Source organism: Streptomyces sp. B21-105 (assembly GCF_036898465.1).
Classification (GTDB): Bacteria; Actinomycetota; Actinomycetes; order Streptomycetales; family Streptomycetaceae; genus Streptomyces.
This window is the reverse complement of record NZ_JARUMJ010000001.1, coordinates 5,781,798-5,800,079: the sequence shown is the minus strand read 5'-3', so window position 1 is coordinate 5,800,079 and position 18,282 is coordinate 5,781,798. Positions and strand designations below refer to the sequence as shown.

At 70.0% G+C, this 18,282-nt stretch carries 12 protein-coding genes and 2 pseudogenes; 2 read left to right on the top strand and 12 right to left on the bottom strand.

Annotated elements, in window-relative coordinates; all coding sequences use genetic code 11:
- Positions 1-180 precede the first annotated feature (180 nt).
- The 10 genes and pseudogenes from QA802_RS26275 to QA802_RS26230 all read right to left on the bottom strand — a co-directional run bounded on the left by QA802_RS26275 (position 181) and on the right by QA802_RS26230 (position 14,571).
- Positions 181-1,245: a BMP family lipoprotein gene (locus tag QA802_RS26275; RefSeq protein WP_334527345.1), complete on the bottom strand. Its 1,065-nt coding sequence runs from the start codon at positions 1,243-1,245 to the stop codon at positions 181-183.
- Positions 1,246-1,531: 286 nt separating this feature from the next.
- Positions 1,532-2,797 (bottom strand): amidohydrolase, encoded by a 1,266-nt coding sequence (locus QA802_RS26270; protein WP_334534895.1) that lies wholly within the window; start codon positions 2,795-2,797, stop codon positions 1,532-1,534.
- 671 nt (positions 2,798-3,468) lie between these two features.
- Positions 3,469-6,465, bottom strand: a complete 2,997-nt coding sequence (locus QA802_RS26265) for a S53 family peptidase (RefSeq protein WP_334527342.1) — start codon at positions 6,463-6,465, stop codon at positions 3,469-3,471.
- A gap of 530 nt (positions 6,466-6,995) precedes the next feature.
- Positions 6,996-7,305: pseudogene (locus QA802_RS26260) on the bottom strand (hypothetical protein); the annotation flags it as partial.
- An 80-nt stretch (positions 7,306-7,385) separates the two neighbouring features.
- A complete protein-coding gene (locus QA802_RS26255; RefSeq protein ID WP_334527339.1) occupies positions 7,386-8,966 on the bottom strand; it encodes an acyl-CoA mutase large subunit family protein in 1,581 nt (526 codons plus the stop codon).
- Between the two features lie 310 nt (positions 8,967-9,276).
- Entirely contained in the window at positions 9,277-10,428 is a 1,152-nt protein-coding gene (locus QA802_RS26250) for a hypothetical protein (protein WP_334527336.1), read from the bottom strand.
- Positions 10,428-11,087: an RNA polymerase sigma factor gene (locus tag QA802_RS26245; protein ID WP_334527333.1), complete on the bottom strand. Its 660-nt coding sequence runs from the start codon at positions 11,085-11,087 to the stop codon at positions 10,428-10,430. The genes QA802_RS26250 and QA802_RS26245 overlap by 1 nt, the downstream gene beginning before the upstream one ends.
- A 632-nt stretch (positions 11,088-11,719) precedes the next feature.
- A complete protein-coding gene (locus QA802_RS26240; RefSeq protein ID WP_334534893.1) occupies positions 11,720-12,979 on the bottom strand; it encodes an MFS transporter in 1,260 nt (419 codons plus the stop codon).
- Between the two features lie 85 nt (positions 12,980-13,064).
- Positions 13,065-13,853: a thioesterase II family protein gene (locus QA802_RS26235; RefSeq protein ID WP_334527330.1), complete on the bottom strand. Its 789-nt coding sequence runs from the start codon at positions 13,851-13,853 to the stop codon at positions 13,065-13,067.
- Between the two features lie 28 nt (positions 13,854-13,881).
- Positions 13,882-14,571 (bottom strand): FadR/GntR family transcriptional regulator, encoded by a 690-nt coding sequence (locus QA802_RS26230; RefSeq protein WP_334527327.1) that lies wholly within the window; start codon positions 14,569-14,571, stop codon positions 13,882-13,884.
- 208 nt (positions 14,572-14,779) lie between these two features.
- Here QA802_RS26230 and leuA point away from each other — a divergent pair, with 208 nt between their 5' ends.
- Together leuA and QA802_RS26220 are read left to right on the top strand one after the other, a co-directional pair.
- Positions 14,780-16,558 carry a 2-isopropylmalate synthase gene (gene leuA / locus QA802_RS26225; protein ID WP_334534892.1) on the top strand — a complete coding sequence of 593 codons (1,779 nt, stop codon included), beginning with the start codon at positions 14,780-14,782 and terminating at the stop codon, positions 16,556-16,558.
- A gap of 20 nt (positions 16,559-16,578) precedes the next feature.
- On the top strand, positions 16,579-17,364 hold the full coding sequence (locus tag QA802_RS26220) for an ABC transporter ATP-binding protein (RefSeq protein ID WP_334527324.1): 786 nt from the start codon (positions 16,579-16,581) through the stop codon (positions 17,362-17,364).
- A 52-nt stretch (positions 17,365-17,416) separates the two neighbouring features.
- Here the strand turns inward: QA802_RS26220 and QA802_RS26215 are convergent, their stop codons facing one another.
- Entirely contained in the window at positions 17,417-17,938 is a 522-nt protein-coding gene (locus tag QA802_RS26215; protein WP_334527321.1) for a class-II aminoacyl-tRNA synthetase family protein, read from the bottom strand.
- Positions 17,935-18,265 (bottom strand): annotated as a pseudogene (locus QA802_RS26210) (transposase); the annotation flags it as partial. The gene QA802_RS26215 and the pseudogene QA802_RS26210, both read right to left, overlap by 4 nt.
- Between the last annotated feature and the right edge of the window lie 17 nt (positions 18,266-18,282).

Sequence of the window (18,282 nt, the reverse complement as noted above, 5' to 3'; positions counted from 1 at the left end):
TGGACGCGTTGATGGCGCACTCTCCTCGGGGAAAAGGGGCTGCGTAGGGGAGGGCAGGCGTCGGCGACGCTAGCGCGGCAACTCCGTGCTACACGCGTAGAGTTGACACATTGTTATGGCTCGACGAGGGGTTGTCGTGCACCCCCCTCGTCGAGCCGGGGTCAGGCGGCGAGCCTCAGGTCACGGAGTGGTCTTGACCTTGATGGAGCCGTCGACGATCTTCTGCTTCGCCGCGTCCAGCTGGGTCTTGATGTCGTCGATGAAGCCACCGCTGGTGGCGAGCGAGACGCCGTTCTTGGCGAGCGAGTAGTTGTTGACGCCCGTCAGCGGCTTGCCGTCGTGGACGGACTTGACGAAGTCGTAGACGCCGACGTCGACGTTCTTGACCATCGAGGTCAGGATGGAGGCCTTGTACTTGGCCAGACCCGGGATGTTGTACTGGTCGGAGTCCACGCCGATGGCCCAGGCGCCCTTGACGCCGTTGACGGCCTCGATCGCGCCGTTGCCGGAGGAGCCGGCCGCGGTGTAGATGACGTCGGCGCCGTTGTCGAGCATGCCCGACGCGGCGGCCTTGCCCTTGTCGGGGCTGGCGAAACCGGAGAAGTCCGAGCCGTGGCTCAGGTACTGGCTGTCGACCTTGATGGTCGGCTTGGTGTCGTGCACGCCCTGCGTGAAGCCCGCCTCGAACTTCTTGATCAGCGGGACGTCGACGCCGCCGATGAAGCCGACGTGGTCCTTCTTGGTCTTCAGCGCCGCGGCGACACCGGCCAGGTAGGAGCCCTGCTCCTCGGTGAAGGTGATGCTGTCGACGTTCTTGGCGTCCACCACCGAGTCGACGATGCCGAAGCTGACCTTCGGGTACTTCGCGGCGACCTTGGTCATCGAGGCGGCGTAGGAGAAGCCGACGCCGACGATGGGGTTGTAGCCGGCGTCCGCCAGGTCGGTCAGGCGCTGCTCGCGGTCGGCCTCGGTGTCGGTGGTCTTGGCGGTCAGCTCCTTGAGGGAGCCGCCGAACTCGGCCTTGGCCTTGTCGGCGCCGCGCGCGGCGGAGTCGTTGAAGGAACGGTCACCACGGCCGCCGACGTCGAAGGCGAGACCGATCTTGACGCCCGAGCCGCCGCCGGCGGAGGCGGAGGACGAGCTGCTGCTGTCGTTCTCGGAGGAGGTGCTGCCACATGCAGTGGCAGTCAGTGCGAGAGCTGCGGTGGCGATACACGCAGCGGAAAGCTTGGCTACCCGGCGCACGGGAAGGCTCCTTCACCTGACCTGAGCGCCTCGTCGGCGCTTGATGTGAGCACCATGCCAGTGCTCGGGCCTGAACGCCCCGATCGGCGTTGGCTTCGCGGCATCGTAACGCGCGTAGATGTCAGAAAAACACCCCTCGCGACGCCGTTATCGATTCGAGGCGAACGCCGTCTGAACTCGGTCCCTTGCGGCTTCGCGCCGATGATTTCGAACCGAGGACGAATGGCTTACAACAGGGTTGCGCCGAACGGCGGAACGACCCCCTTCGGGCCGTTCCGCCCTCCGCTCACCTGTCGGCCGCGTCCAGCAGCGCTGCCGCCGTGAAGAGTTCCACGCCGACGGTGATCGCCGACTCGTCGGCGTCGAAGTCGCCCTGGTGCAGATCGCGCACGGTGCGCTCGCCGGGCGGGCGCACGCCGAGGCGGGCCATCGAGCCGGGGACCCGCTCCAGGTACCAGGAGAAGTCCTCGCCGCCGAGGCTCTGCTCGGTGCCCTCCACTGCCGACTCGCCACGCCGGGCCACCATGGCGTCCCGCAGCAGGGCGGTGACGTCGCCGTCGTTGACGACGGGCGGGACGCCCCGCACGTAGTTGATCTCCGACTTGGCCCGGTGCAGGTTGGCCACCTCGTCGATCGCCGCGACCACGATGTCCGGCGCCTGCCGCCACGCGTCGATGTCCAGGCAGCGGACGGTCCCGGAGAGCTCGGCGTGCTGCGGGATCACGTTCGGGGCGTGGCCGCTCTCGATGCGGCCCCAGGTGACGGCCAGCCCGGCGCGCGTGTCGACCCGGCGGCCGACCAGCGCGGGCACGTCGGTGACGACCCGGGCGGCCGCGGTGACGAGGTCGGTGGTCAGGTGCGGGCGTGCGGTGTGGCCGCCGGGACCGTCCAGGGAGATCTCCAGCCGGTCGCAGGCGGAGGTGATGGCGCCCTCGCGCAGACCGACCTTGCCCGCGTCGACCCGGGGATCGCAGTGCACGGCGATGATCCGGCCCACCCCGTCCAGCGCGCCGTCGGCGATGGCGTCGGCGGCGCCGCCGGGCAGCACCTCCTCCGCGGGCTGGAAGATCAGCCGCACCCGCCGCGGGAGCCGGCCCTGCCGGTGCAGCTCCGCCAGGACGAGACCGGCGCCGAGGACGACGGTGGTGTGCACGTCGTGGCCGCAGGCGTGCGCGCGGTCGGGGACGGTGGACCGGTAGGCGCACTCGGTCTTCGTGTCCGGGATGGGCAGCGCGTCGATGTCGGCGCGCATCGCGAGGACGGGGACGCCGTCCACCGCCGCACCCTCGGCCCCCACGGGCCCGATGTCGCAGATGAGGCCGGTGCCGACGGCCAGTACGCGCGGCCTGAGGCCAGCCTTCTCGAGGCGGGCCTTGATCGCGGCCGTCGTGCGGAACTCCTGGTTGCCCAGCTCAGGGTGCATGTGCAGGTCGCGGCGGAAGGCCACGAGCTCGGCGCGCAGCGCCTCCGGCAGAACGCCCGGAAGGACGCCGGGGAGGGCGCCGGGGAGCGCTGCTTCCCCTGAGGGATCGGCCTCGGACTCTCGGGACATCAGTTGCTTCACCCTCTGAAGGGTAGGACGCCGGGGTGGTCAACCCACCAGGATCAACAAAAAATCAGCCCGTTAGGGGAGATCAGTTGACCGCGCGGCGCATGGCTGTCGACGAGGGTGGGTAAAATAGCCCGCTCTTCCGACCGAGTCAATCATGGGACCCACCCTTTTCCTGTTCCTCCACGCATACCATGGCCCGCCGCGGGGCGCCGGAGCTGTCCACTCACCGGAACCGGATGGGGCCAGAGGGGCCCGAGCGACCTGCGGCCGGTTCCCGGAACCGCCATCGCCACGTGTCGTTTCGGTAACGCTGTGCGACGGTCGGCGGCGCTGCGGGCCTCGTGTCCCCTGACGGCACCGGCGAGCGGACCACGGTGGGCATGCGGCTGTGGCAGGAGGACGTCCCCGGATTCCTCGAGAATCCCGGTCTGCTTGGTGCCCGGCACGGCGGGCCCTCGTGATCGGCATGATTTGGATCGTGCGGCCTCATGGGTCTCATGAGCCCCGTGAGGCCGCACGGGCCGGCGGCCGGCTGCCGGTGGCCGTGGGACGGTCAGCCGGGTGACGCGAGCGCCGGGAGCGGGAGGGGCCCTGCCCCCACCGCGAACCGAAGCGGTGGGGGCAGGGCCCGTGTCATGCGTCCCGCGCGCGGCGGACCACTCGCGGGGGGACTACAGGTAGTACCCGAACAGGTCGGCGATCACGTGCACGCCGCCGGCGTTCGGACGGAAGTCGATCTTTCCGTTGACGACGGGCACGGTCACCAGGTTGGCCACGGTCTGGCCGGTGGTCCAGTTGAGGTTGGACGCGTTCGGCAGGGTGGTCCCATCCGGCCAGACGGTCAGGAAGCCGTTGGTCGTCGGGGCCGTTACGGTGACGTTGAGGACCACGGCCTTGGCGTTCGCCAGGGTGTGGCCGTCGTTGATGTTCAGCACCAGGGTGGAGCCGCCGGACACCGGCGTGGTGCGGGACGTGCCGAGGGCGTACCGGGTGTCGAGCAGCCGGCTCGGGCCCGCGGTGTGGAAGGACGAGCCCTCCGTAGTGGGCGTGAAGTAGCCGAAGACGTCCGCGATGAAGTGCACGGTGCCGAGGCCGGCGTTGTACAGGTTCACCTTGCCGTCGGCGCCGATGGGCAGGACCACCATGTTCGGGCGCGTCTGGCCCGTGAGCCAGTTGATGTTCGACGCGGTCGGGCGGGTGGCGCCGTTCGGGTACGCGATCAGGTGGCCCGTCGAGGTCGCCCCGGTGGCCGTGACGTTGAGGACCACGGCGGTGGCGCCCGTGGCGGGCACCCCGCCGACGCCCGCGACCTTCAGGGACACGGTGCCCTGGCCGGCGACCGGGGTCTTGCCGGGGACGCCGATGGCGTTGCGGGTGTCGAGGACCCGGGCCGGTCCCTTGGGCAGGTAGGTGCTGCCGCCGGCCTCGGTGGAGTAGTAGCCGGAGACGTCCGCGATGAAGTGCACGGTGCCGCTGCCGGCGTTGAAGAGGTCGATCGAGCCGTCCTTGCCGACCGGGACGGTCACCAGGTTCGGGACGATCTGGCCCTTCAGCCAGTTCATGTTGGACGAGGACGGGCGGGTGGTGCCGCTCGGGTACGCGATGAGGTGACCGGTCGCGGTGGGCGATGCGGCCGTGACGTTCACGACGACCGCGGTGACACCGGTGGCCGGGACGCCGCCGACGCCCGTCACCTTCAGCTTGACCGTGGCGTTCGCGGCGACCGGGGAGGTGCCGGTGCGGCCTATGCCGTAGCGGGTGTCGAGGATGCGAGCCGGGGTCAGCGCGTTGAAGGTGCCGGCCGGGGAGCGCGGGACGGACTGGCACAGGCCCTTGACGATCTCGCGGCCGTTCGGGGTACCGAGGCCGGTCGCGAGGTCATAGCCGGTGCCGGCCTGGTACAAACCGCTGAAGTTGCCGGATTCCAGCACGTTGTTGTCGCCGGTGGTGACGTCACGGAACGCGGTGGCCGGGAGCTTGTACAGCGCGGAGTGGACATCGCCCACGGAGCCGTTGGCCTGGCAGGCGAGGTCCTGGTCGGCCTGCGCCATGAGCGCGGCCCACACCGGGGCGGCGCCGCTGGTGCCGCCGATGATGTGCCAGTACTGGTTGCCGTCGGTGTCGTGGCCGAAGGCGACGGGGTAGCCGGTGGCCGGGTCGCCGACGCCGGAGACGTCCGGGACCTGACGGCAGACCTGGCTCGCGCCGGCGACGCAGGCGTCGCTGTAGCCGGCACCGGTCCTGCCGCTCTGGAAGCCGTCGGCGGCCAGCGGGAAGCGGCGGGAGACGCCGCCGCCGGAGCCGGTCCACGTGGTCTGGTTGGAGACCGAGGTCTGCATGGTGGTGCCGCCGACGCCGAGGACGTACGGCGAGCTCGCCGGGTTGTCGGTGACCAGCTGGTCGGCGTTGGGGTCGTTGTAGTCGTCGCTGTAGCAGCCGGTGGAGCCGCTGTCGCCGGAGGCGGCGACGATGGTCTGGCCCTGGGCGGCGGCCTGCTGGAACGCCAGGGTCTCGGCGTCCATCACGTCGGTCGGCGTGTTCACCTCACAGCTGCCCCAGCTGACGGAGACGACCTTGGCCCGGTTCTCCGTGACGATCCTGCGGAAGACGTCGACCCCGTCCTCCCAGGTGTTCGGGCCTTGGTAGACGAGGATCTTGGCCTGCGGGGCGAGACCGATGATGGTCTCGACGTCCAGCGCGGTCTCCAGACCCACGCCGGTGTCGAGGTCCGCCGGATCCGTCGGACCGCCGTTGACCCGCACCGAGCTGACCGGGGCCTTCGTGCCGTGGCAAGCCTGGTAGCTCGCGATGTCGCGCAGGTCGTAGTTCTCCAGCGAGTAGACGGCGACGGTGGTGCCGGTCTGCACGTTGGGCTGGTCCGCCATGTTGTACGCGGTCGCCAGGGACCTGGCGCTCCAGTAGTCCTGCTTGTCGTACGCGGCAGGGGGCTGGGCGTACAGGTCCCTGATGGACGAGCACATCGTCGGGGTGGTCCCCGTCAGACGGGACTGGCGGGCGCCATCGCTCGGATCCGTGGTCCGCTGCTTGCGGGCCGGGCCCTTGGCGCCGGTGTTCCTCGGCTCGTACGTCGCCAGCGTGTTCAGGCCGACGACCGCGCGGATGTCGCCCGCGGTCGTACCGCCGAACTGCGGCGCGCGGGTGTTGGTGACACCGGTTTTGCCGTTCTTCAGCTTGTAGCCGTCGAACTCCGTCGCGAAGGCCTTCGCCGCCTCGGCGACCGTGGCGCGCACCGGCAGCGTGAGGCCGTCGGCCTCCGGTTCGCCGACCGTGAGGCCCTTCGCCTCGAGCTCGGCGCGGACCCGCTCCACGGTCCGCGGCAGCGCGCCGAACGCGGTCGCGAACTCGCCCGTACCGAGGTACTGACGGTAGTTCGGGGACTTGGGGTTGGCGACGTCGGCGACGAAACGGTTCAGCGCAGCCTGGTCGCGCGGCTCCAGGATGACGCTCAGGTCGAGCGTCTGCCCCGGCGCCGGGTCCGCCGAACGGTCGGCGCCCTGCGGGACCTTCGGCGCCGAGCCGACCCGCCGCGGGCCCGGCTCACCTGTCGTGTCCGCGTACGACACCGGCGCTACGGTGGCAGTCACGGCCAGTGCGGCGACGGTCGCCGCGGCCCATCTGAATGCCTTCTCACGGGCGGTACGGCCCATGCACACTCCCTTTTCTCGCGATCCCTGTCGCCCGGGTGCGGGTGCGGGCAGGTGAGACCACGGAAGGGCGTGACCGTGCGGTGTGCGGGCACGGCGAAAGCGTGAAGAGTCAAGGGGTCCGGGCACGACCAGCCCAGGACCAGACCTACGTAAGCCCCCCCGACGGTGTCACCGCTCCGACGCGGCGGACGACAGCCAGAACTGAATGTCTATCAGTGAGGGAACCATCCGATCAAAGAGAATTCCGATCTTGATTCGAATGTGATCAGAATGAACAGGTACGCCTGGGGAAATTCCTGGCACTCTCGGCGGCGACCGGGCCTCTCGACGCGTCAGTCCGCCGTCACCGCCGCCAACCGGTGTACGTCCCGGGCGGTGTCCGTCACGTGCCCAGGTGGGCGATCAGCTCCAGGGGAGTTCCGGGCGGGCCGCTTCCAGGCCCGTTTCCACCGCCAGGCGGTGGAGCTTCCCCACGCGGTCACGGCGGTGGGCGAAGTAGCGGGTGACGTGACGGGTCTTCAAGAGCGAGCGGTCGCCGTGCCGTCGTCGACCACCACCAGGTCACGGGCCCGGGTGATGGTCAGCAGCAGTTGGACATAGCGGGAGAAAGGGTCTCCCGGAACGACCCGTTCCGCCCTGCGCAGCAGGGCGGGTCAGGCCGCCGATCGTGCGGAAGGGAGCCGTCCTGCCGCCGCGGGCCTCCTCCCAGCTCAACCTGCCCGAGCGGCTCACCGAGGCGCCTCGCTCGAGTCGACCCGGGAGAACGTGCGCTGCGTCACGCAGGAGCACCCGGCCGTGCCGGTCCTGGATCCAGGAGCGGTTGAACTCGGGGTTCGACATACGGTGCCCACCCATGGCCCGGCGAGCCGGCTGCCGGGCTTTCGGTTACCGGATCCCGTACCTCGCTGGAATCACCCCGTTCAGAACGCGTCCGACGGCACGTACGTCCCCCAGACCTCGCGCAGCGCGTTGCACACCTCGCCCACTGTCGCCCGGGCCCGTAGCGCGTCCTTCATCGGGTACAGGACGTTGTCCTCGCCCTGCGCGGCCTTCCTCAGGGCGTCGAGGGCGGCGTCCACGGCCGCCGGATCGCGCTCCGCGCGGAGCCGGGCCAGGCGCTCCGCCTGCTGCGCCTCGATGGCCGGGTCGACGCGCAGCGGCTCGTACGGCTCCTCCGCGTCGAGCCGGAAGCGGTTGACGCCGACGACGACCCGCTCGCCGGAGTCGGTCTGCTGCGCGATCCGGTAGGCGGACCGCTCGATCTCGTTCTTCTGGAAGCCGTGCTCGATGGCCGACACCGCGCCGCCGAGGTCCTCGACCCGGCGCATGAGGCCCACGATCGCCTCCTCCAGGTCGTCGGTCATCCGCTCCACGACGTACGAGCCCGCGAAGGGGTCGACGGTGGCCGTCACGTCCGTCTCGTGGGCCAGGACCTGCTGGGTGCGCAGGGCGAGCCGCGCGCTCTTGTCGGTCGGCAGTGCGATGGCCTCGTCGAAGGAGTTGGTGTGCAGCGACTGGGTGCCGCCGAGCACCGCCGCCAGGCCCTGGACGGCGACCCGGACCAGGTTCACCTCGGGCTGCTGGGCCGTCAGCTGGACGCCGGCGGTCTGCGTGTGGAAGCGCAGCATCAGCGACTTGGGGTTCTTCGCGCCGAACTCCTCCTTCATCACCCGCGCCCAGATCCGGCGGGCGGCGCGGAACTTCGCGACCTCCTCGAGGAGCGTCGTGCGGGCCACGAAGAAGAACGACAGCCGGGGTGCGAAGTCGTCCACGTCCATGCCCGCGGCGACCGCCGTGCGGACGTACTCGATGCCGTCGGCCAGCGTGAAGGCGATCTCCTGCGCCGGCGACGCGCCCGCCTCCGCCATGTGGTAGCCGGAGATGGAGATGGTGTTCCACCTCGGGATCTCGGCCCGGCAGTACCTGAAGATGTCGGCGATCAGACGGAGCGAGGGCTTCGGCGGGAAGATGTACGTCCCGCGTGCGATGTACTCCTTCAGCACGTCGTTCTGGATCGTGCCGGTGAGCCGGTCGGCCGGGACGCCCTGCTCCTCGCCGACCAGCTGGTACATCAGCAGCAGCAGCGCGGCGGGGGCGTTGATCGTCATGGACGTCGACACCTGGTCCAGCGGGATCCCGTCGAACAGCACCCGCATGTCCTCGACCGAGTCGATCGCCACGCCGACCTTGCCGACCTCGCCGTGCGCGATGGGGGCGTCGGAGTCGTGGCCCATCTGGGTGGGCAGGTCGAAGGCGACGGACAGGCCCGTGGTGCCGTGGGCGATCAGCTGCCGGTAGCGGGCGTTGGACTCGACCGCGGTGCCGAACCCCGCGTACTGGCGCATCGTCCAGGGTCGGCCCGTGTACATCGACGGGTAGACGCCCCTGGTGAAGGGGTACGCGCCCGGCTCGCCCAGCTGCTCGGCAGGGTCCCAGCCCGCCAGGTCCTGCGGGCCGTACACCGGCTCGATGGGCAGTCCGGACTCCGACTCACGCGCCATGGGTGCAGGCCTCCCGCCGGGCGGTCGCGGCAACCGCCCCTGGTCTGTCGACTGAGTACTCGTCAGTGTGCCGGGCGGTCCGCGACTCGTCATCCGGACCGGGGGCGAGGCGAGGGAGAGGTGTATGGGGCGCGAGCGGGACCGGGGGAACGTGTCCCGCCCGCGCCGAGCGCACGAGCCGAAGGTACGGGGGGAACCCCCGGCTCTGTGCAGGGGCCGATGACCAGTCGGCTCACTCGTTACTGCGTACCGGCCACGAAAAACGTCACACCCGCCGAGTAGGTTTTTTCCACGACCTTGAAACCGCAGGTCAGCCGTGGTGTCCAGGACCGCCGCCGGAACCACGGCCCTGCCCCTGCCCCTGCGTCCGGTCCTGGCCCTCGACGTGCCCGTGGCCGTGCCCCCGGCCGTGTCCGCGACCGCGTCCGTGGCCCTCTCGACCCGGGTCATCGTCGTCGTCGGAGCCGCCGCGGCCGCCCTTGTCGTCGGCGCCCTGCTGTCCGGCCGCGTCGCCGCCACCGCTTCCGCTGCCGCGGCCCGACTGCCCTTTTCCGGTGTCCCGGCCCGCCGAGCCGCTTCCGGCGCGGGCGCCGTCGAGGAAGGCCGCGCAGTACGCCTGGACGCGCTGTGCGCCGCCCGCCAGCTTCTCCAGGCGCCGGCGGCGCTCCCGGTCCAGGGTCTTGCCGGCGACGAGTTCACGGCAGGAGGAGGTCACGCCGGACGGCCGGGCGCCGCGGGCTTCCGGGGCGCCGGAGGCGTCGTCGCCCGCGTCGCCCTTCCCGGCCGCGCCCCGGTCGGCGGCGCTCGCGCCGGGCTCGGGCGCCGACCCTCCGCCGTCGCCGGGCGTGACGGTCGGCGCGGTCGGGGCGGGCGAGCCGAGCGGACGGCCGTCGGAGGACGCGGAGGCGGAGACGGACGCCGCGGGCGGCCCGGGCAACTGATCGTCGAACGGCGTCGGCAGATATCCGGCCGCGGTCGCCACCGACACCCCGCTGATCATCCCGACGGCCAGCGCGGCGGCCAGCCCCAGCCGCACGGGCCGCCCCCGGCGCGCACGGCGCCCGCTCTGCTCGCCCCGTCCGCCGATGCGGACCAGTCCCGCGTCGCCATCGCCCGCAGGCTCGGGAGCGCCCGCAGGCTCGGGAGTGCCCGGGGCCCCGGCACGGCCCGCACGGCCCGCGGCGCCTGAGAGGGCCGCCGCGCCCGCGTGACCCGCGCGGGCCGCGAGGTCATGGCGGTCGGCGTGGACCTTGCGGAACGCGGCGAGGGCCGCCGCCTCACCGGGCAGCTCCTCGTCGGCGGGCGGCGGAGCGGCGGCCGACGCCGCGAGCGCGCCGAGCGTTCTGGCGAGCCGTTCGGCCTCGTCGCGGGCCGCGTCGGCGACAGCGTTGTCGGGTGACTCACCGCGCAGCAGACGCTCTGACGCCTCTCGGTCGAGCCACCTGTCGTGCTTGTCGGCCATCACATGTCCCTCTGCGTCCGCGTGCGCACATGCGTCACACCGGCGGACGGCACCGCGCGGGAACGCGGTCCCCGCTGGGGCGGCAGCGCGTCGAGCACGCCGGCCGTCTCCGGGTCGTCGCCGAGCAGTTCGGCGAGCTTCTTCAGGCCTCGATGGGCGGCCGTGCGCACCGCGCCGGGCCGCTTGCCGAGCGTGTCGGCGGCCGTCTTGGCGTCGAGGCCCATGACCACCCGCAGGACGACGGCCTCGGCCTGGTCCTGCGGCAGCCGGGCTATGAGGCCGAGGGCACGGCCGGTGGCCAGCGCCTCGATGGCCTCGCCCGCGGTGTCGGACTGGGCGGCCCGGCCGGCCAGCTCGGTCTCGTCGCCGGACGTCGCCGGACGTCGTCCGCGCATCCGCAGGTGGTCCAGGGCGCGGTTGCGGGCGATCCGGGCGGCCCAGCCGCGGAAGCGGTCCGCGTCGCCGGCGAACCGCTCGAGGTCCCGGGCGATCTGCAGCCAGGCCTCGGACGCCACGTCCTCGGCGTCGGGATCTCCGACCAGTGTGCGCACGTATCCCAGCAGCCGCGGGTGCACCGTGCGGTACACGGTCCGAAACGCGGTCTCGTCCCCGTGCTGTGCCGCGAGCACCGCGGCTGTCAGCTCCGCGTCGTCCCCCACGTCGTGGTTTCCTCGGTCGATGCTTCGCGGTCTCGGGACCGCAGGTCGTAGCGGTGGTCTTCCGCTTGGCCGTCCGGCGCGAAAAGCACGTTACGACCTGAAACCGCCGCCCGTCCACGTTCATGGAACATGCAACTGGTTCGTGACGCGCGCCAGGTGTGACGGAAACCGCACTGCTGGCGCTGTAGGGAGTACGGGTCGCCGCGCGGCCCGTGCCGCGCGACGGCCGGGGCCTCTCCTGTGGGGGGTGGCGGCCCCGGCCGTCTCCGCGGTTTAGGACTCTGACCTGGGACTTTACCCGGATTCCATGACCAGCGCGACCAACGCGTGACCAACGGGCCGGACGCCTCGTGTTCGCAGAGACCTCCACGAGGCGAGCCGAGCCGAGCTTCTCCTTCCACATCTGCTGGCGCTCCTGCTGCACCTTGAGCACGCTCATCAGCGCCTGGCCGACGTAGATGATCGCGCGGTTGTCTCTGTCCTTGGCGAGGCGCCGCCGGATGCTCTTGTTGCCGACCGGGCCGACGACCCGCTCCAGTTCGATAGCGGACTCGTCGCCGACGAAGCCAATCCGCCTGCAACCGGTGCAAGAGGCCAGTGCCTTGTGGGACGCTGACCGGTGCCGACCAGGCTCAGACCTTCATCAGCTCGCGTTCTCGCGTCTCGGGCAGAAGCAGCAGGCAGATCAGCGACAGTGCAGCCATGAAGCTCACGTACCAGCCGACCGAAGCCGAGCCGAACTCGGCCTGGAGACGTGTCGCCACCAGTGGCGCGACAGCGCCTCCCGCCACGCCACCGAGACTGTAGGCGAGACCGGCCCCGGAGTAGCGCAGTTCCGCCGGGAACAACTCAGGCAGGAACGCCCCCATGGGTCCGTAGATCACACCCATGAGCAAAAGAGTGCCGCCGAGCCCGAGGATGATCAGCGGCAGGTGACCGGTGTCCAGGAGCGGAAAGAGCAGCGGGCCCCACACCGCCGCCGCGATCGTGCCGGAAAGCGCCATGCGCCGTCGGCCGAGCCGGTCGGATCTCGTCGCAGCGACCCATGTTCCGGCAGCGAGGAAGACAACCGCGGCCATGGAGGCCAGCAGCATGGTGGTGCGGCCGACACCGAGCGTCTTGGTCCCGTACGACAGGCAGTACGTGGTGGCGGTGTAGAACAAGCCGTACGCCACGATCATCGCGCCAGAGCCCAGCAACAGCTCCCGCGGGTAGCCGCGAACGACTTCGACGAAGGGAGTCCGGCAGGTCCGCCGGTCTGCCATCACCCTCCTGAAGGCAGGAGTTTCACTGATCTGAAGCCGGACGAACAGGCCCACCGCCACCAGGACGAGCGACAGCAGGAAGGGAACCCGCCACGCCCACCCCTGAAACGCTTCGTCACTCACCGCGGTGGACAGCAGCAGAAAGACACCGGTCGCGCCAAGGAAGCCGACGGAGGGACCGAGCTGGGGGTAGGCCGCGTACCGCCCTCTGCGACCGGGCGGTGCGTGCTCCACGGCCAGCAGGGCCGCACCGCCCCACTCTCCGCCGAGCCCGATGCCCTGCAGGAAACGCAGTAGCACCAGCAGCGCCGGCGCCCAGGCTCCCCACATGCCGTACGTCGGCAGCAAGCCGACCGCCGCCGTCGAGAGGCCCATGAGAAGCAGAGAGGTCACGAGAACGGACTTGCGGCCCACCCTGTCCCCGAAGTGGCCGAACAGGACCGAGCCCAGAGGACGAGCCACGAAGGCTACGGCGTAGGTGGAGAAGGCGGCGAGTACGCCGTTGACCCGGGAGAGGTTGGGGAAGAACGCCTCATCGATGACGAGTGCGGCAGCGGTGCCGTAGATGTAGAAGTCGTAGAACTCGATCGCCGTGCCGATGAAGCTCGCCACGGCGACGCGTCGCATCAGCCGGGAACCGCCCGGGCCCTCACCAGGAACAGGAAGTTCGGAGCCCGTCCCCTGTACCGACGTCTCGTGCCTGGACGTCGCGTCACGCATGGCGAACTCCCGCTCCTTCGCGATCAGTTGTCATGACGTGGCGCAGGATGTCCGCCACTTCCCCGGTGCGCTCGTTGGTGAAGAAGTGCCCGCCAGGGAACGCGTGCACTCGCAGCGTCGAGGTCGTGTGCTGCTGCCATGCCTGTACGTCGGGGAGGTTGGTGAAGGGATCCGTGGTTCCCATGAGGGCGATGACGGGACAGCTGACGGCCGAGTCGGTTTCGGGGCGGTAGCGGCTGTGCGCCATGAGGTCGCTGCGTATGGCAGGCAGGAACATACGACGCAGCAGCGGATGGTCCAGGAGGTCGGCATCGGCACCGCCCAGCGATCTGACCAGCTCGATCAGCGGCTCGTCGGGGTCCTTCGAGGCATCGTCTGCGGCGTCGAAGACAGACAGCCTCAAACGGGAAGGTGCCGGATGCCCGGAGGCCACGAGCACGATCCGCTGCTGAACGGGCATACGGCGCACGACCTCGTAGGCCACGGCTGCCCCCAGACTGTGACCGAAGAAGATCATCGGTGCGTCCTGGCGCGCTGCGGCAAGCGCTTCGGCCACCTGGTCCGCGAGGACATGAACATCGGTGAAGAGGGACTCCTGTTGGCGTTCCGCGCGCCCCGGGTACTGAACACCCGCCGTAGATGCGATGTCGGCCACCTGCACCGCGAGGCGCCGGTAGGGGTCTGCGGAGCCGCCCGAGTGCGGAAAGAAGAGGATCGTCCAAGGGGTGGCCGGCGGTGCGGCGACGGGAAAGGACCGTATCCACGGTTCGGCGTCGAGCATGGCTACCGTTCTCTCGAAGACGACATCGTCAGAGGGAGTGCAACAGGGCGAGCGTCTGCTTGAGTTCGTCCCGCAGCGCACGTCCGGCCGCCTCGGCGTCTCCCCGCACGACGGCGTTCACCAGCACGGCGTGCCCCTCGTCGCCATGGTTCGGGTCGTCGGAGCGCAGGCTGAGCAGCTCGACCAGATCGAGCAGCCGTTGCTTCAGCACGGGTACGAACTCGGTGAACAGGCCGGTGAGCACCGGGTTGTGGGCCGCGGCGACCACGACCGCGTGCAGGGCGATGTCGGCCTCGACGAACTCGGCGTTGCCTGCGTTCCCGGCGTCGCGGCGCCTGGCCAGGGCGTCATTCAGGGCGGCGATGTCGTCGTCGGTTCGGCGCTGTGCGGCCAATTGCGCGGCTTCGACCTCGACGAGCATCCGGACCTCGTAGACATCGGTGATGGCCGCCTGGCGGAGCTGCGTGGACCAGTCCTCCTTGGGCTTGGTCGCGATGACGAAGACACCGGATCCCTGGCGTGGCTGTACCAGCCCGGCGCCGGCCAGTGCGCGCAGGGCCTCACGGACGGTCGAGCGCCCCACGCCAAGGGACTTGGCCAGGGCGGTCTCGCCGGGGAGCTTCGTCCCCACGGCCCATTCACCGCCGGTGATCTGCTCGCGCAGGCGGTCCGTGGCCTGCTCGACCAAGGGGGACGGCCGCAAGGCACCTAGCGTCATGTGAGGTTCACCTTCCCACACCTCTCGGGTTGTCTGAGGAGCTGAGTTGTCGTTACTGTACCCCCATGCTGCTGCACGAGCTTCTTCTCCTCGGCTGCCGCTGTGGGGCCTGACACGACCGGCACCCCGCAGCGGGGTACCGGGCTGCGCCGGTCATCGTATGGCCGACTGAAAGAAGTTCCGCACGATGACTTCGTCCTTCCAGAGCATGGCGTTTCCCACCCTTCACACTCCCTCCGGTGACATCCCGGCGGATGCACCGCGTTGGAACCCGCAGCGCCCGAGCGCGATGCCACATCACCGTTACGAGCCCGCGCACCAGCGGGTCGCCCTGCCGTTGAGGGACAGGACCTGGCCGTCGCTGCGGATCGAGCGGGCTCCGCTCTGGGTGCCGGTCGACCTGCGTGACGGCAACCAGGCGCTGGCCGAGCCCATGGACACCGAGCGCAAGCGCCGGATGTTCGACCTCCTCGTCGCCATGGGCTTCAAGGAGATCGAGGTCGGGTACCCCTCCGCCAGTCAGACGGACTTCGACTTCGTCCGCCACCTGGCCGACAGCGGCGCCGTGCCCGATGACGTGACCATCTCTGTGTTCACCGCGGCCCGCGAGGATCTGATCGACCGGACCATCGCCTCCGTCGAAGGGCTCCCCCGCACCCTCGTGCACCTCTACACCGCGACCGCGCCGACGTGGCGGGATGTGGTCCTCGGCCGCTCCCGTGCCGAAGTCCACGAGCTGATCCGGGACGCCGCCACCTACCTGATGCGCCGTGCCGAAGAACGGCCGGGCGCCGACATCCGGTTCGAGTTCTCCCCCGAGGTCTTCAACCTCACGGAGCCGGACTTCGTCCTGGAAGTGTGCAACAGCCTGACCGAGCTGTGGGAGGCGAGCCCGGACCGGCCAGTCGTCCACAACCTACCGGCGACGGTGGAGATCGCCACCCCCAACGTCTACGCGGACCAGATCGAGTACATGCACCGCCACCTGGCACGCCGCGAGTCCGTGATCCTCTCGGTGCACCCGCACAACGACCGTGGCACCGGCGTCGCCTGCGCCGAACTCGCCGTCCTGGCCGGGGCGCAGCGCGTGGAGGGCTGTCTGTTCGGCAACGGCGAGCGCACCGGGAACGTCGATCTGGTGACCCTGGCCCTGAACCTCTACGCGCAGGGCGTGAACCCGATGGTCGACTTCTCCGACATCGACGCGGTGCGCGAGGTGGTGGAGTACTGCAACCGGCTGCCGATCCACCCGCGCCACCCCTACGGCGGCGACCTCGTGCACACGGCCTTCTCCGGCACCCACCAGGACGCCATCGCCAAGGGCATGGCCCACCACGCCAAGCAGGCCGCCGAGAAGGGCGTCTCCGCCGAAGAGGCCCCGTGGGCGGTGCCGTATCTGCCCATCGACCCGGGCGACATCGGCCGCACGTACGAGGAAGTCATCCGCATCAACTCCCAGTCCGGCAAGGGAGGCATCGCACACCTCCTCCACACCCACCACGGCCTGGACCTGCCCCAGACGATGCGTCCGGACTTCTCCCGAACGGTGCAGCACCTCACCGACGCCACCGGTCAGGAGCTCTCGCACAACGAACTGTGGGAACTCTTCCGGACCACCTACATCACCTCTGCCCTGGACGGCCCGGTCACCCTGGCCGCCTGGAACACCACAGAGCCTGTACCGGGCCAGCACCAGTTCACCTGCACGCTGCACGCCGACGGTCAGGAACACTCCTGCCAGGGCACCGGCAACGGACCGCTGTCCGCCCTCGCGGATGCCCTCAGTACCGTCGGCATCACCGTCGACATCCTCAGCTACACCGAGCACTCCACCGCCACAGGGCCAGGGAGTCCCGCAGTCGCTTACGCCGAGTGCCGCGTGGACGACGTCACTTGCTGGGGCGCGGGCTGGGACACCTCGGTCCTGACCGCATCGGTCCACGCCGTCATGGCCGCCGTCAACCGCTCCGGGCAGGTCTCCTCGTGACCGCAACTCCACTACTCCTCGTGAAGGACGTGGATGTCGTCCGCGACGGCAATCCGATCCTGCGCGAGGTGTCGCTGACCGTACGGGCCGGCGAGCACTGGGCGCTGCTCGGCGCCAACGGGGCAGGCAAGAGCACCCTCCTCAGTCTCCTCGGAGCGCTCGCGCACCCCACCTGCGGCATGGTGGAGGTGCTGGGCCATCGGCTGGGGCGGGTCGACATGCGCCAACTGCGCTCCTATGTCGGCCACGTCAACCCACGGCACGATCTGCGCTCACCCCTCAAGGTCCAGGACGTCGTACTCACCGGGTTGACCAACACCATCGAGCGAGTGCCCCGCTGGGAGCCGACCCCCGAGCAAGTATCCACGGCCGACCGTCTCATCGGCCTGCTCGGCCTCACTGACCGTCAGGACGCGCGGTGGCCGACCCTGTCCCAGGGCGAACGGGGGCGCGCGCTGATCGCCCGGGCGCTCATGCCCAGTCCACGGCTCCTCCTGCTCGACGAGCCCGCGACCGGTCTGGACGTCGCCGGCCGCGAACAGCTCATCGAGCGGATAGACACGCTTCAGCACACCTACCCTGAGCTCGCATCCGTCCTGGTCACTCATCACCTGGAGGAACTTCCTCCCGGGACGACCCACGTGATGCTGCTGCGGGACGGTCGTTGCCTGGCCTCCGGTCCGGCCGGCGAGGTCTTGACCAGCGACCAGGTCAGCAAGTGCTTCGACCATCCCATCCGCCTCACCCGCGTTGACGGGCGTTGGAGCGTGAGGGCCAGCCGCCCGTCCAGAGCACAAGTCGGCTGAAGCGGTGGTCGTGGTGGTGCGCGCCACCGGCGTGCACCACCACGAGCGGTCTTCAGGCCAGCGACTTCTCGGCCTTCTCAACGGCGCCGTGAGCCTGATCCCAGTCCCCGTCGAAGTGATCCGCCAGAGCGTGGAGCCACCTCTCGATGCCGAAGCCGACGCAGCTGGTGGAGACCGGGCCGCCGCTGGGCAGCGATATGGAACACCGCTCGCCGAAGAAGGTGTGGTGGGTGTTCACCGAGGCGATCGCCATGCCCCTGTAGACGTACTCGTGCTTGACCGGAACGATCTGCTGGAACGTGGCGCGCTCTCCGGACTGATCGTAGAAGGGGTCGGAGGCCGCGCGGCGTTCCAGCGACAGACCGACCTCACCGGCCAGAACATCGAGGAAGTGTGCCGAGTGATCGAGGTGGGCCGTGACCTGCTCCGGGGTTCCGAGCGCCACGACCTCGCGCATCCGGAACGCCTTGAGGCGGCGGAGTCCGTCGAAATGGTCCTCGTTGCGGAAGCACTGCCCCAACAGGGTCACCAGCTCTCCGTCCTGGGACACCTGCCGGTTCCGGTAGTGGGTCATGTCCCCTGTGGTGGTGTAACCGGGTTGGGTTGATCTTCGGCTGGATAGATCTTGTCCATGCTGCCTTCGGGGAGGTAGCGGCGGGGGAAGGCGATCCATTTGTCGTGCATCTCGATGAGGACGGCCGTGGTGAGGCGTTCGAGGGCGCCTGGGTTGGGGAAGATCTGGACGACGTCGACGCGGCGCTTGATCTCCCGGTTGACCCGCCAGGGGGTTGGTCGACTGGATCTTCTTCCAATGTCGCTCGGGGAAGTCCGCGAAGGCGGTGAGGTCGGTCTTGGATTCCAGGAGCATCGTTTTGACCTTGGGGAACTGTCGTCCGAGCACGCGCGACAACCACCCCT

What these genes read in the sequence shown, in the direction of transcription:
- QA802_RS26270 (WP_334534895.1), bottom strand. Translation starts at nt 2,797, where the DNA reads ATGTCCCGAGAGTCCGAGGCCGATCCCTCAGGGGAAGCAGCGCTCCCC.
- QA802_RS26265 (WP_334527342.1), bottom strand. Translation starts at nt 6,465, where the DNA reads ATGGGCCGTACCGCCCGTGAGAAGGCATTCAGATGGGCCGCGGCGACC.
- QA802_RS26255 (WP_334527339.1), bottom strand. Translation starts at nt 8,966, where the DNA reads ATGGCGCGTGAGTCGGAGTCCGGACTGCCCATCGAGCCGGTGTACGGC.
- QA802_RS26250 (WP_334527336.1), bottom strand. Translation starts at nt 10,428, where the DNA reads ATGGCCGACAAGCACGACAGGTGGCTCGACCGAGAGGCGTCAGAGCGT.
- QA802_RS26240 (WP_334534893.1), bottom strand. Translation starts at nt 12,979, where the DNA reads ATGCGACGCGTCGCCGTGGCGAGCTTCATCGGCACGGCGATCGAGTTC.
- QA802_RS26235 (WP_334527330.1), bottom strand. Translation starts at nt 13,853, where the DNA reads ATGCTCGACGCCGAACCGTGGATACGGTCCTTTCCCGTCGCCGCACCG.
- QA802_RS26230 (WP_334527327.1), bottom strand. Translation starts at nt 14,571, where the DNA reads ATGACGCTAGGTGCCTTGCGGCCGTCCCCCTTGGTCGAGCAGGCCACG.
- leuA (WP_334534892.1), top strand. Translation starts at nt 14,780, where the DNA reads ATGGCGTTTCCCACCCTTCACACTCCCTCCGGTGACATCCCGGCGGAT.
- QA802_RS26215 (WP_334527321.1), bottom strand. Translation starts at nt 17,938, where the DNA reads ATGACCCACTACCGGAACCGGCAGGTGTCCCAGGACGGAGAGCTGGTG.